We start from the raw sequence: 11,906 nt of genomic DNA, 5'->3' as shown, positions 1-11,906 counted from the left end.
ACGAGGCGGATACGAGCTGTCCCGGCACATGGCCCCTCGCGCGGGTGACAGCGCCGCTGCAAAGCGCCGCGCAGGAGCGCCGCGAGCCCGCGATCATCGACACGGGGCTCCCGCCCGCAGCGCCGCTTCGCCGGGCTCCGGCGCGCACCGCCTCTCGTCAACGCGCCTCCAACGCGCCTCGTCAACGCGCCTCGGGGCGCGCCATCACGGCGGATCGACCAGCACGAGCGGCCTCAGCCGCTTCAGCGATCGCCGGCCGAACCCCTTGACCCGGAGCAGGTCCTCGACCTTCCGGAAGCGCTTGATCTTGGCGCGGAGCGCCAGGATCGCCGCCGCCTTGGCCGGGCCCACGCCGGGTAGGCGCATCAGATCGGCCTCCGTCGCGAGGTTCAGCACCACCTTGCCGTCCGCGGTCACGCCGCCGCTCGCCGGGGCGCCCGCGTCGCCCCCGCCCGCGGGCGACGGCGGCCCCGCCGCTGCGGCCTCCGCGCCTTGGGCGGCCCCTACGCCTTGGGTGGCACCCGCGCCTTCGGCCTCCTGTGGCCCGGCCGTGGGCGGCGGCGCCGGATCCGCGGCGGCGTGCGGCGGCGGGCTGCCGGCGACCATCGCCAGCCCGGCGGCCGCTTCGCCCCGGCGCTCCGGGAGCAGGCTCAGCGCGTGGCCCGAGCCCACCAGCGCCAGCGCGAAGAACCCTGCGACGTACGCGGCGACCTTGCCGCCGAGCGCGGTCCAGGCCGACTCCCGCAGCGCCGCGAGCGCCCGCTGCCGCCATGGACGCCGCGCGTCCGCCGTGTGTGTTTCATGAGTCCGCTCGTCTGACGAACCTTCCTGCTTCGATGTCGCTTGCATCGTGCCGCGCCTCCTCCTCGCGCGAAGGACGCCGCCCGCAGCGCACCCGCGCGCCGGCGCTCGTCCCCTCGGCGCTGCCGCTCAAGCGAGCGGTATGCCGGCGCGGATCGCCCGGAAAATGCCGTTGATTCGCCGGCTCTCGGCGCCCCCGGAGGCGGCGCCGCCATGGCGGAATCGACGGCCTGCTCGGGCGCCGGCGGACTGCTCGGGCGCCGGCGGCCCGCCCGGCCCGGGGGCGCCGGGGGGGACCGCTCGACGAGAGGTCGCCGTGTCTCGAGCCAGAAGCTCGGCTACCATCCGTGCTCCGGGCGCCCGGCGACCCGGCGGCGTTCCCTCCGCCCTCAAGGAGCTCACCACGAGGTCTTATGCCCTACGATCCCCCTCGCTTCGATGATCCCGGCCCCGCGGGTCGCTCGCGCCGAGCCTTCCTGGGCGGGCTCGCCGCCGGCGCCGCCGGCGCCGCGTTCCTCGGCCCCCACGCCGCGTTCGCCGACGCGATCCCGAGCCTCGCCGCCACGCCGCCCGCGGGCTTCACGCCGCTGTCCATCCCCGGAAAGGTCGTGAAGGTCACAAAGTCGAACTCGATGCAGCCGAACGGCCTCTGGCCCGACGCGTCCGCGGCGAAGGGGATGCTCGAGCGGGCCATGGCGGAGCTCACGGGCAAGGGCGATCTCGGCGCGGCCTTCGGGCGGTTCGTCCACAAGGACGACCGCGTGGCCATCAAGGCGAACGGCATCGCCGGCCAGAAGGGCGCGACCATGGCCACCAACAAGGAGCTCGTCCTCGAGATCGTGCGCGGCGTGGTCGCGGCCGGCGTCCCCGCCGAGAACATCATGATCTTCGAGCAGTACCCGTCCTTCCTCGCCGGCACCCGCTGCGCCGACCGCACCGCGAAGCCCGCCGCCGATTTCCCGGCCGGGATCCGCGCCGCCGTGCACGAGAACAAGGACGCGGTGATGCCGAGCATCTCGGTCTGCGGCATCCCCACCAAGTTCGTCCGCCCCTTCACCGAGGCGACCGCGGTGATCAACGTGTCGCTGATCAAGGATCACTCGATCTGCGGCTACACCGGCTGCCTCAAGAACATCACCCACGGCACGACCATCAACCCGCACTCGTTTCACGAGCACACCGCGAGCCCGCAGATCGCCGAGCTCTACGCGCAGGACGTCGTGAAGAGCCGCGTCCGCCTCCACATCACGGACGGCTTCAAGCTCATCTACGACCAGGGCCCGCTCGACAAGAACCCGAAGCGGCGTGTCCTGCACGAGTCGGTCTATGCCACGACCGACCCGGTCGCCATGGATGTGATCGGCTGGGGCGTGGTCGAGGGGTGGCGCAAGGAGAACGGGCTGCCCACGCTGAAGGAGGCGAGCCGGGAGCCGTCGTACATCCGCATCGCGGGCGAGCTCGGTCTGGGCGTCTTCGACAAGAATAAAATTGCGATGCGCGAGGTCCGATTGTAGCGGCGCCGCGGGATCCCCCCGCGGGGCTGCCGCCGACGAGACCCGCCCGCCACCGCTCGTGTTGCCCATGCCCCGCCCCACACCGACAGCGCTCTCTGCCATTCGCCGGGGGACCGCGCCGGCGATCCCGCTCCTCGCCTCGCTCGCCGCAGGGCTCGCCTGCACGAGCAGCAGCCCCCCGGCCCGGCCGCCGGGGCTCCCCCCGACGCCGGCCTCCGTCACCCGGGAGAACCCGGGAGGCGACGCGGCCGACCCGGAGCGGGCCGCGCTCGAGCGGCTGCTCAGCGAGCCGTGGGGCCAGATGTCGGACCATTACAAGACCCTCGCGGTGCCGCTCGCCGACCAGAAGAAGTGGCGGAGGATGCGGATCTGGCGGCACCCGACGCGCGCGAGCTACCGGTACGGCAAGGAGTATTACGCCGCCCTGACGGTCCTCTACACGACCACCTCGGGGCCGAGCGATCCGGACAGCTGCCTCGACGAGTTCTGGGCGAAGAACGCGCCGCTCGCGGACGGTTACGGCGTGCGCATCGGAGAGGCGCAGATCATCCGGACGACGCAGGAGATCGACGGCGAGGTGCGGCCGCTCGTGTTCAAGGTCGTCGACGGCAGCGTCGAGTCGGTGTTCGCGAGCGACGATTACGTGGGCGCGATCGCGGCCTACGAGTCGTGGCCAGGGACGTGCCTTGTGTCCGCCCTGGCCGTGAAGTCGAGCCACCACGCCGATCTCGCGCGCCGTGTGCGCGACCGCTGGATCGACGAGGGCGCGCCCAGGCTCAGGTGGCTGCCCCGCATCGCCGAGGCGCCCAAGCCCGAGGCGCGGTGATCGCCGAGGCGCCGCGCGGGGCCGCGCCCGTTCACGTGTCCAGCGGCGCCGCGCGCTCCGCGGTCCCCTGCGTGCCCGGCGACCAGAACGTGCCCTGGACCATGCTGTGGCAGACGACGAAGACGGCCGCGAGGAGCAGCGCGAGGGCGACCAGCCAGGGGACCCGGACCGGCGGAAGGACGCGGCTGTCCAGCGCGATCTCGCTCGTGCGGTCGCCCTCGGCCGGCTCCGGCGCGGGGGCGTGCCCGGCCGGGCCGCCGAGATCGTTCGCCGGCGCCGCCAGCATGGCGGCCATCGTCGTCTGATCCATCGCGTAGCGGGGCGGGGCCGCGGGCGCGCTCACCCTCACGACGCCGCTCCTCTCGGAGTGCGGCGCGCCGTACGGATCGCGCAGCGAGAGCGGCATCGGCGTGGAGGTCGGCGCCTGCGCCTGCACCAGCGCGGCGAACGCCTCCATCATCTCTCTGCCCGACTGGAACCGCGCCGCGGGATCGAACTCGAACGCCCTCGTGAAGAACGCGTCGATCCCGGGCGGGAGCTCCGGCGCCACCGCGGACGCCTTCGGGAACGTGGTCTGGCAGATGTGCCTCACCAGCTCGATGACGTTGGCGCCAGCGAAGGGGCACTGGCCGGTGATCGCGCGGTAAAGGATCACCGCCATCGACCAGAGATCGGTCCGGTAATCGACCTGCTTGGGCGCCAGGGCCTGCTCCGGGCTCATGTACCGCGGCGTCCCGAGGACCATGCCCGTCTTCGTGATCCTGTCGCGCGAGCAGGACGACTTCGCGACGCCGAAATCGAGCACCTTCACCAGCTCGTCACCGCCCGAGGACGCGAGGAAGACGTTCCCCGGCTTCAGATCCCGGTGGACCACCCCCGCGGCGTGGACCGCGTCGAGGGCCTTGCCGAGCTGCGTGAACATGACCGTCGCCTGCCCGAGGGGGAGCTTCTGCTCGCGATCGAGGCGCCGATTCAGGTCCTCGCCCTCGAGGTACTCCATCACGATGAAGGCCGCGCCGCGATCGATCCCGTAATCGTACGTCTCGATGACGTACGGGCTCCGGACGCGGGCGGACGCGCGGGCCTCGCGCTCGAAGCGCGCGAGCAGCGCAGGGTCGCTCGCCGCGAAGCTCCGGATGAACTTGATGACCACCCGCCGCCTGAGCTTGACGTCGAAGCCCAGCCACAGATCGCCCATCCCGCCGCCGCCGAGCCGGCGCTCGAGGCGATACTTGTCCATGACGGTTCGACCTTCAGCAGTCTCCGTCATGGCTCCGCACCTGCCACCCAATGCTCGGGACTGGGACAAGTGATCACCTGATTCCTGTCGAAGGGCCGACGTCAATGCTACTCCCAGATAGTGTATACCGCAATCCGTCCCTACCGCGCGCGGAAAACTTATCGAAACGTGCGGGTTCTCGCCGCACACACGGCGCTCGCTCCGCGCACGCCGCGCATACAACGCGGGTGCGCCGCGGCGAAGGTGGTAATCAAGGAGGAGCGGTGATCGTCAGGCGATGTGCGTCATGTGATGAGCCACATGGCGCGCGATGTCCGCGGAGGTGAGGCGAGCTGGGACTCCGCGGAGGTGAGGCGGGCTGGGATTACAGGATGTCGAACGGGTAGGCGCGATCCGCATAGGCGCGCACCGCGATCGCCTTGCGCAGCTCGTCGTCGTTCTTCTGGAAATCCGACACGTGCTGCCGGAGCCGCTTCTGCGCCATGCCGGTGAACACGGTCGTGAGGTCGATCTCCCGCCGCGCCCCCTCCTCGCCGCGCCGCTCGATGGCGCGCGTCGTGCGCGCGATGCAGGCGGCCATGCAGTAGAGGTCGATGGCCATCTCGGCGATGCGCCGCTGCACATACTGCATCTCGGCGATCTCCCGCCCGTGCTTCCGGAGCATGTCCTCGCTGTGGGTGGCGAGCTCGGCGGTGAACTCCTCGAAGATCACCGCCTCCCGGCTGAGCAGCGGGTGCGCCCTCGCCATCCGCTCGCGCCCGAGCACCGTCCGCGCCTTGCGGATCGCGAAGTCGCTGAGCAACCCGAAGCCCTTGATCGGCTCGCGCATCGCCTTGGCCACGTCCGCGAGCGCCTTGCCCGGGCCGCTCATCCCGGAGAGCGCGATGAAGCAGCGGAGGATCTCGTTCGTCCCCTCGAAGATCATGTTGATCCGCGCGTCGCGCAGGTGCCGCTCGTAGGGGTAGTCCTGCATGTACCCGATGCCGGCCGCGATCTGGAGCGTCTCGTTGACCACGAACCAGAGCGTCTCGCTCCCCATGACCTTGCAGATCGCGCTCTCGAGCGAGAAGTCGGGGACCTTGGCGTCGACGAGGCTCGCCGTCAGGTACGTGATGGACTCGAGCGCGTACGTCTGCGCGAGCATCGTCGCGATCTTGTCCTTGATGAGCCCGAAATCCCCGATGCTCCGGCCGAACGCGCGCCGCTCCTGCACGCGCTCGAGCGCCATCCGGAGGAGCGTGTTGCACGCGCCCAGGCACCCCGCCGACAGGCCGAGGCGCCCGTTGTTGAGCACCTCGACGGCGACCTTGAAGCCCTTGCCCACCTCGCCGAGCACGTTCTCGCGCGGCACCCGCACGTCGTCGAAGAAGAGCTCCGTCGTCGACGAGCCCCGGATCCCGAGCTTGTGCTCGTTCGGGCCGCTCTTCACGCCCATGCCCCGCTCCACGATGAACGCCGTGAGCTTCGGCTTCCTCCCCTCCTCGAGCGCCGAGGTCCGGGCGAACACCGTGAACACGTCGGCGAAGCCGCCGTTCGTGATCCAGATCTTCGACCCGTTCAGCGTGTAGTGCGAGCCATCGGCCGACGCCTCGGCGCGCGTCCTCATCGCCGCGGCGTCGGAGCCCGCGCCCGGCTCCGTCAGCGCGAAGGCCGCCATCCACTCGCCCGAGGCGAGCTTCGGGAGATACCGCTGCTTCTGCTCCTCCGTCCCGAAGAGCATGATCGCCTTCAGGCCGATCGACTGGTGCGCGCCGAGCGTGACCGCGATCGACGCGTCGAGCCCGCCGACCTCCTGCATCACGCGCGCGTACGCCATGTTGCTGAGGTTGCTGCCGCCGTGGTCGGCCGGGATCTGCAGCCCCATCAGGCCGAGCCCCTTCATCTCGTCGATGATCCGGGGGTCGATCGCGTGCTCGCGGTCGATCTTCTCGCTGTCGACGTTCGCCGAGAAGAAGCGCCGCACGCTCTCCAGGATCATCGACGTCGTCTCCCGGTCCTCGGCGGGCATCTCCGGGTACGGGAAGATGATGTCCTCGGCGATGATGCCGTGGAAGAGGGCCTTCATGAAGCTCTGCTCGATCGTCGGGGGCATCGGACCTTCCTCGTTCAGGGCGCAGGCTCCTGCGCCTCGCCACGGGCGCGCGGCGCGCCCGATCGGCTCAGTGCGCCCTCTTCGGCGACCCTGCCGGCTCCTCGGTCTTGCCGTCCTCGGCGGGCGGGGGCGCCTCGCCGTTGCCCGCGGTCGGCTCCGCGGCCGCGCCGCGCGCGGGTGAGGGCGCCGGGGCGGCGGCGCGCGAGGAGGCCGGCGCCGCGGCGCGCGAGGACGCCGGCGCCGCGGCGCTCCCGTCCTGCGCCGCCACGCCGGACGGCGGCACGGGCGTGGGCGTGGCCGGTCGCGCCGGGTGCGGCGTGCCCGTCGGCGGCGCGGGCGTGTGGCCGGCGCGCTCGTTCTCGCGCTGCCACGGGTACTTGATGCGCCCGTGGTACATGTTGACCAGCGTCGACGCCATCCGGGTCGTCATGATGCGCAGATCCTCGATCGTCAGGCCCGACTGATCGAGCTGCCCGGACGCGAGCTTCGAGAACATCACCCGCTGGATCATCTCCTCGAACTTCTTGTGCTCGGGGGGCCAGATGGTCCGCGACGCCGCCTCGATGGAGTCGACCAGCATCAGGATCGCGGTCTCCTTCGTCTGCGGCTTCATGCCGGGGTAGCGGAAGTGCTCCTGCGTCAGGTCCTTCGGGTTCCCCTGCTCGACGCACTTGTGCCAGAAGTACTCGACGACCTGCGTGCCGTGGTGGGTGTACGCGAACTCGACCACGGGCTCGGGGATGTTGCCCTCGCGCAGGATCTTCGTGCCCATCACGACGTGCGCCATGATCGCGTCGGCGCTCACCTCCGGCTCGAGATCCTCGTGCGGCGATCGCTCGCCCGGCGCGAGGTTCTCGATGAAGTACTTGGGCTGCACCGTCTTGCCGAGGTCGTGGTAGTAGGCGCCCACGCGCGTCAGCAGCGCGTCGGCGCCGATCGCCGCGGCGGACGCCTCGGCGAGGTTCGCCATCGCGCGCGCGTGCTCCCAGCTGCCCGGCGCCTCGGCCGCCATCTTCTTGAGCAGCGGCTGCTCCAGGTCGGTGAGGTCGAGCAGCTTCTCGCGGGGCACCTGGCCCATCGCGCGCTCGGCCGGCTCCCTGAGGCTCCGCCCGAGCATGCCGACGAGCAGCCCCCCGCCGACGCAGGCGAGCACGTTGGACCCGAGCCAGCGCCGCAGATCGGCGCCGAGGTCGAACCGGCCCTCGAACAGCACGGTGAGCGCGATGAACCCGACGGCGCCGGCGAGGCCCGCGAGGCTCCCCGCGATGAGCAGCTGCCGCGAGCTCTTGCGCTTGAAGAAGAACATCGTCGCGGCGATGCCCCGCACGAGCAGCACGGACAAGAGGACGACATCGAAGCGGAGCAGCGACGCGGCGATGAACGCGACGCCCACCTCGACGAGGAAGGCCGTCCGGCGATCGAACGCGATCGCCACCCAGAGCGGGAGCGCCGCGACGGGCATCCAGAACTCGGGCAGCGCCGTGAAGAGCAAGAGGAGCTTCGCGACGACGAGCGAGGCCGCCATCAGCACGAACATGCCCACCTGCGTGCGGAGCAGCCGCACCCGGTTCTGCCCGAAGCGCCGCAGGTAGACCGTCAGCATCAGGCAGACGATGAGGTGGATGACGTACGTGCTCGCGAGCCGCGCGCCGAGGCCGGGCCGCCGCTGGCGGCGCACCGTCTCGTACGCCATCGCGGCGTCATGCTCCTCGTTGTGCTCCGAGAGGACCGTGCCGCGCGGCACGATCACGCGCCCGTGCTCGTACGACAGCGTGAAGCCGCCGTCGTGCGTGTCGCGCTCGATCCGCGGCCCGTAGGGGACGCGCAGCGTGACCGGCGCGGGCTTGCCGATCTCCGGCGTGAGCGCCGGGATGAAGAGCTCGCCCACGTTGAGCACGGCGAAGAGCGCCGCGAAGAGGAGGCTCAAGACGAAGCCGGCGAGGGGACCTGCTCGGATACGCGTGCGCAGCATGGAACCGCTCGGTCTCGTCCGCTCGATGCGACCTTGCCATGGTTGACGGGGCGCGCTCGCGCGTCGCCCCGCGGTCACCGGACGGCCGCTGGCGGCCGCCGGTGTCAATGTGTAGGCGGGACCCTAGCAAAGATGCGGGGCCGAGTCAGCGGCGCGCCAGGGGCCACCCGCCGCCCGCGATGCTCCAGATGCTCCATGAAAACATCGGCTCGAGCAGACAATTGCCGTTCGGCGCAAAAGTTGCTACCCACAGGAAATGTCCCCGCTGCGGATGCTGCTTGAACGCCGCAGGAGCGTGGTGATCATGGGGGTCCTGAACCGCACGCCGGACTCGTTCTCCGACGGCGGTCGCTTCGCGGAGGAAGGCGCGGCGCTCGCGCAGATCGATGCGATGCTCTCCGAAGGGGCGGACATGATCGACATCGGCTCGGAATCGACGCGGCCGGGCGCGCAGCCGGTGCCGGACGACGAGCAGATCGCGCGCATCGGCGGCAGCGTGCGCGACGCCGCGCGTCGGGGCGCCGTCGTCTCCATCGACACGACCTCGCCGGCCGTCGCGGCGCGCGCGCTCGACGACGGCGCGGCGGTGGTCAACACCATCTCGCTCGACAGCGCGGCCGAGCTCGGCGCGCTGTGCGCGCGCCGCGGGGCGTCGCTCGTGCTCATGCACAGCCGCGGCCCGATGTCGGCGATGGCCGGCTTCTCCGCGTACCCGGACGACGCCTACGGCGACGTCGTCGCCGACGTGGCGCGCGAGTGGTTGGCCGCCGCCGAGCGGGCGCTCGCCGCGGGCCTGCCGCGGGGCGAGCTCGTCCTCGATCCGGGCCTCGGCTTCGCGAAGAACGCGCGGCAGTCGCTCGAGCTCTGCGCCCGGCTCGACGAGCTCTGCGCCCTCGGCTTCCCGGTGCTCGTCGGCCCGAGCCGCAAGTCGTTCCTCGCGCGCGCCGCGGCCGCCGAGGCCTCGGCGCGGGGCGAGCACGCGGGCGCCGCGCCGGAGCTCGCGCCGCCCGAGGCGCGCCTCGGCGGCACGATCGCGGCCGCGCTCGCGTGCGTCGCGCGCGGCGCCGCGGCGGTGCGCGTCCACGACGTGGGCGCCGTGCGGCAGGCGCTCGACGTGATGCGCGCGATCGAGCGCGCCGGCCCGGCGCCGCCACCGTCGCCGCCGTTCATCGACGGCCGGCCGCGGCGCGCCGGCGCTCCCCACGCCCAGGGGGCGCGCGGCGATGACTGAGGGGTTCTACCGCCTCTTCTCGGCCCGGCCGGCGACGCAGATCCTGAGGGACCTGCTCGACATCTTCATCGTCGCCTACGTCGTCTACCGCTCGCTGCTCGTCCTGCGCGGCACCCGCGCGATGCAGATGGGCCTCGGCCTCGGCATCGTCTTCCTCATCTACCTCGGGGCGAAGGTCTTCGGCCTGACCACGCTCCTGAACCTGCTCTCGTGGCTGCTCTCGTCGATCATCCTCATCGTCGTCGTCGTCTTCCAGAACGACATCCGCCGCGCCCTCATCCGCGTCGGCGGCAGCAACTGGTTCACGAGGGGGCGCGAGCAGCAGTCGCGCGTCATCGACGAGGTGGTCGCGGCCGCGACCGAGCTCGCCCGCCACCGCATGGGCGCGATCATCGCCTTCGAGCAGGACGCGAACGTGCTCGAGTTCGTGAAGAGCGACGGGATCCACATCGACTCGGTCGTGACCCGGGAGCTGCTCGTGTCCCTGTTCGTGCCCGAGTCGGTGAACAAACTTCACGACGGCGCGGTGCTCATCCGCGACCTCAAGATCGCGCGCGCCGGCATCTTCTTCCCGATGCCGGAGACGAAGATCCTCGACGCGAGCCTCGGCTCCCGGCACCGCGCCGCGCTCGGGATCACCGAGGAGACCGACGCCGTGGTCGTCGTGGTCAGCGAGGAGCGCGGCACGATCAGCTTCTGCTTCAGCGGCAACATCGTCTCGAACCTCGACGGCCAGTCGCTCCGACACGCGCTGCTCGGCCTGTTCGGGCGGACGTCGCGGCGGCGGCGCTTCGCGAAGAAGGTGGCCTCCGCCGGCCGCGCGAGCCTCCCGGCGCCGACGCCGACGCCGTCCTCGCCGGCGCGCGCCGCGCCGGTGGGCGCGGGCGGGCCGGGCCACGAGCCGGCCAAGCCCGCCGCCGCCAAGCCCGCGCCGATCGAGGGCAAGCCCGCGGCGCCGATCGCGAAGACGCCCTCGATGATGAAGGGGCCGGGCGACGCCGAGGCGCGGCCGGTGGGGAGGATGTCGACGTCCACGCCGATGCGCTCGGGCGCCGAGGCGCGCGCCCCGGCGGCGTCCAGCGCCGACCTCCGCGCGCCCGTGCCCTCGCCGACGCCCGCGCAGGACGGCGACCGCCCGTCGTCCAGCCGGCACGCCGTGGTCGACCTCTCCGCCGCGGCCGCGACCGATTCCCCGGTCCCGTCGCAGCGCACGTTCGTGCCGACCGGCCAGGCCGCGAGCGCGGCCGTCACCAAGGGGAGCGCGGAGGGGACGCCCCCGCGGGATGAACCATGACGCTCGCCGCCCTCCGCGAGGCGCTCCGCTCGGCGCTGCTCGACAACCTCGGCCTCAAGCTCCTCTCGCTGGCCTTCGCGCTGTGCCTCTACGCCTTCATCCACGGGGCGGAGAACGCGCAGCGCACGTTCTCGCTCCGCGTCGTCTCGGTCATCCCGCCCGAGTCGCGCAACCGGCAGCTCATGACGCAGATCCCGGACGTCGTCTCGGTGACGGTGCGGGGCTCCCGGACCCAGCTCGACGACCTCCGCGCCGACGACCTCGGCACGCTGCAGCTCGACCTCCGGGACGGCACGAAGACGCGCATCGAGCTCAACGCCGAGAGTTTCCACGTCCCCGCGGGGCTCACGGTCGAGCAGATCTACCCGCCGATGATCGATCTGCGCTGGGACGACGTCGTCGATCGGTCGATCCCGGTGCAGGTGCCGCGCACCGGGGACGCCGCGCAGGGGTTCCTCGTGAAGGGGATGGTCTCGATCGAGCCGCCGTCGGTCAAAGCCCGCGGCCCGAAGTCCATCGTCGAGACGATCCAGCTCGCGCGCACCGCGCCGTTCGACATCAACGGGCTCACGGAGGGCACCTACCAGCGGAACCTGGCCCTCGACCGGCCTCCGAGCCTCGTGGAGTACGACGCCGACAGCGTGATGGCGACGCTCGAGATCGGGCGCGAGCTCGCCACGCGGACCTTCGATCGCAAGGTCGAGGTCGTCGGCATGCCGCGCCTCGCGACCCAGCCGGAGTTCGTGCAGGTGAGGATCACCGGCACGCCCGAGGACGTGAACGCCGTCGTGCCGGAGGCGATCATGGCGCGCGTCGAGCCCAAGGCGGCGAACCTGGATCTGAGCCAGCCGGGCAGCACGTACCTGGACGTGCTGGTCGACGTCCCGCGGGTGACCGCCGAGGTGAACCCGCCGAGGGTGCTCCTGAAGTGGTGAG

The 11,906-nt window shown here is 71.8% G+C and carries 9 protein-coding genes; 5 read left to right on the top strand and 4 right to left on the bottom strand.

The window, feature by feature from the left end; translation table 11 throughout:
• Positions 1 to 204: 204 nt before the first annotated feature.
• Positions 205 to 849, bottom strand: coding sequence for a ComEA family DNA-binding protein (locus tag WMF43_RS42605; RefSeq protein WP_437673784.1), 645 nt, complete (start codon positions 847 to 849; stop codon positions 205 to 207).
• A gap of 365 nt (positions 850 to 1,214) precedes the next feature.
• Here WMF43_RS42605 and WMF43_RS42600 point away from each other — a divergent pair, with 365 nt between their 5' ends.
• Both WMF43_RS42600 and WMF43_RS42595 read left to right on the top strand, forming a co-directional pair.
• A complete protein-coding gene (locus WMF43_RS42600) occupies positions 1,215 to 2,315 on the top strand; it encodes a DUF362 domain-containing protein (protein ID WP_437673782.1) in 1,101 nt (366 codons plus the stop codon).
• Positions 2,316 to 2,382: 67 nt separating this feature from the next.
• Entirely contained in the window at positions 2,383 to 3,141 is a 759-nt protein-coding gene (locus WMF43_RS42595) for a hypothetical protein (protein ID WP_437673781.1), read from the top strand.
• A 31-nt stretch (positions 3,142 to 3,172) separates the two neighbouring features.
• Here the strand turns inward: WMF43_RS42595 and WMF43_RS42590 are convergent, their stop codons facing one another.
• The 3 genes from WMF43_RS42590 to WMF43_RS42580 all read right to left on the bottom strand — a co-directional run bounded on the left by WMF43_RS42590 (position 3,173) and on the right by WMF43_RS42580 (position 8,445).
• Positions 3,173 to 4,381: a serine/threonine-protein kinase gene (locus WMF43_RS42590; RefSeq protein ID WP_437673779.1), complete on the bottom strand. Its 1,209-nt coding sequence runs from the start codon at positions 4,379 to 4,381 to the stop codon at positions 3,173 to 3,175.
• Positions 4,382 to 4,745: 364 nt separating this feature from the next.
• Complete coding sequence (locus tag WMF43_RS42585) at positions 4,746 to 6,473, bottom strand: acyl-CoA dehydrogenase family protein (RefSeq protein ID WP_437673777.1); 1,728 nt, start codon at positions 6,471 to 6,473, stop codon at positions 4,746 to 4,748.
• 67 nt (positions 6,474 to 6,540) lie between these two features.
• Complete coding sequence (locus tag WMF43_RS42580) at positions 6,541 to 8,445, bottom strand: HDIG domain-containing metalloprotein (RefSeq protein ID WP_437673775.1); 1,905 nt, start codon at positions 8,443 to 8,445, stop codon at positions 6,541 to 6,543.
• A gap of 271 nt (positions 8,446 to 8,716) precedes the next feature.
• On the opposite strand from WMF43_RS42580, the gene folP reads away from it, so the two are divergent.
• Genes folP through WMF43_RS42565 form a run of 3 tightly spaced genes read left to right on the top strand, consistent with a single transcriptional unit; the run spans position 8,717 to position 11,905 of the window.
• Positions 8,717 to 9,676, top strand: coding sequence for a dihydropteroate synthase (folP, locus tag WMF43_RS42575; RefSeq protein ID WP_437673773.1), 960 nt, complete (start codon positions 8,717 to 8,719; stop codon positions 9,674 to 9,676).
• Positions 9,669 to 10,970: a diadenylate cyclase CdaA gene (gene cdaA, locus WMF43_RS42570; RefSeq protein ID WP_437673771.1), complete on the top strand. Its 1,302-nt coding sequence runs from the start codon at positions 9,669 to 9,671 to the stop codon at positions 10,968 to 10,970. Before folP ends, cdaA begins: the two co-directional genes overlap by 8 nt.
• Positions 10,967 to 11,905, top strand: coding sequence for a CdaR family protein (locus WMF43_RS42565; protein WP_437673769.1), 939 nt, complete (start codon positions 10,967 to 10,969; stop codon positions 11,903 to 11,905). Before cdaA ends, WMF43_RS42565 begins: the two co-directional genes overlap by 4 nt.
• The last annotated feature ends 1 nt before the right edge of the window (position 11,906 follow it).

Origin of the sequence: Sorangium sp. So ce131 (assembly GCF_051519095.1) — a bacterium.
Classification (GTDB): Bacteria; Myxococcota_A; Polyangia; order Polyangiales; family Polyangiaceae; genus Sorangium.
This window is presented reverse-complemented; position numbering and strand designations above follow the sequence as displayed.

Coding starts and splice junctions, on each gene's coding strand:
- WMF43_RS42605 (WP_437673784.1), bottom strand. CDS start 849: ATGCAAGCGACATCGAAGCAGGAAGGTTCGTCAGACGAGCGGACTCAT.
- WMF43_RS42600 (WP_437673782.1), top strand. CDS start 1,215: ATGCCCTACGATCCCCCTCGCTTCGATGATCCCGGCCCCGCGGGTCGC.
- WMF43_RS42595 (WP_437673781.1), top strand. CDS start 2,383: ATGCCCCGCCCCACACCGACAGCGCTCTCTGCCATTCGCCGGGGGACC.
- WMF43_RS42590 (WP_437673779.1), bottom strand. CDS start 4,381: ATGGACAAGTATCGCCTCGAGCGCCGGCTCGGCGGCGGCGGGATGGGC.
- WMF43_RS42585 (WP_437673777.1), bottom strand. CDS start 6,473: ATGCCCCCGACGATCGAGCAGAGCTTCATGAAGGCCCTCTTCCACGGC.
- WMF43_RS42580 (WP_437673775.1), bottom strand. CDS start 8,445: ATGCTGCGCACGCGTATCCGAGCAGGTCCCCTCGCCGGCTTCGTCTTG.
- folP (WP_437673773.1), top strand. CDS start 8,717: ATGCTGCTTGAACGCCGCAGGAGCGTGGTGATCATGGGGGTCCTGAAC.
- cdaA (WP_437673771.1), top strand. CDS start 9,669: ATGACTGAGGGGTTCTACCGCCTCTTCTCGGCCCGGCCGGCGACGCAG.
- WMF43_RS42565 (WP_437673769.1), top strand. CDS start 10,967: ATGACGCTCGCCGCCCTCCGCGAGGCGCTCCGCTCGGCGCTGCTCGAC.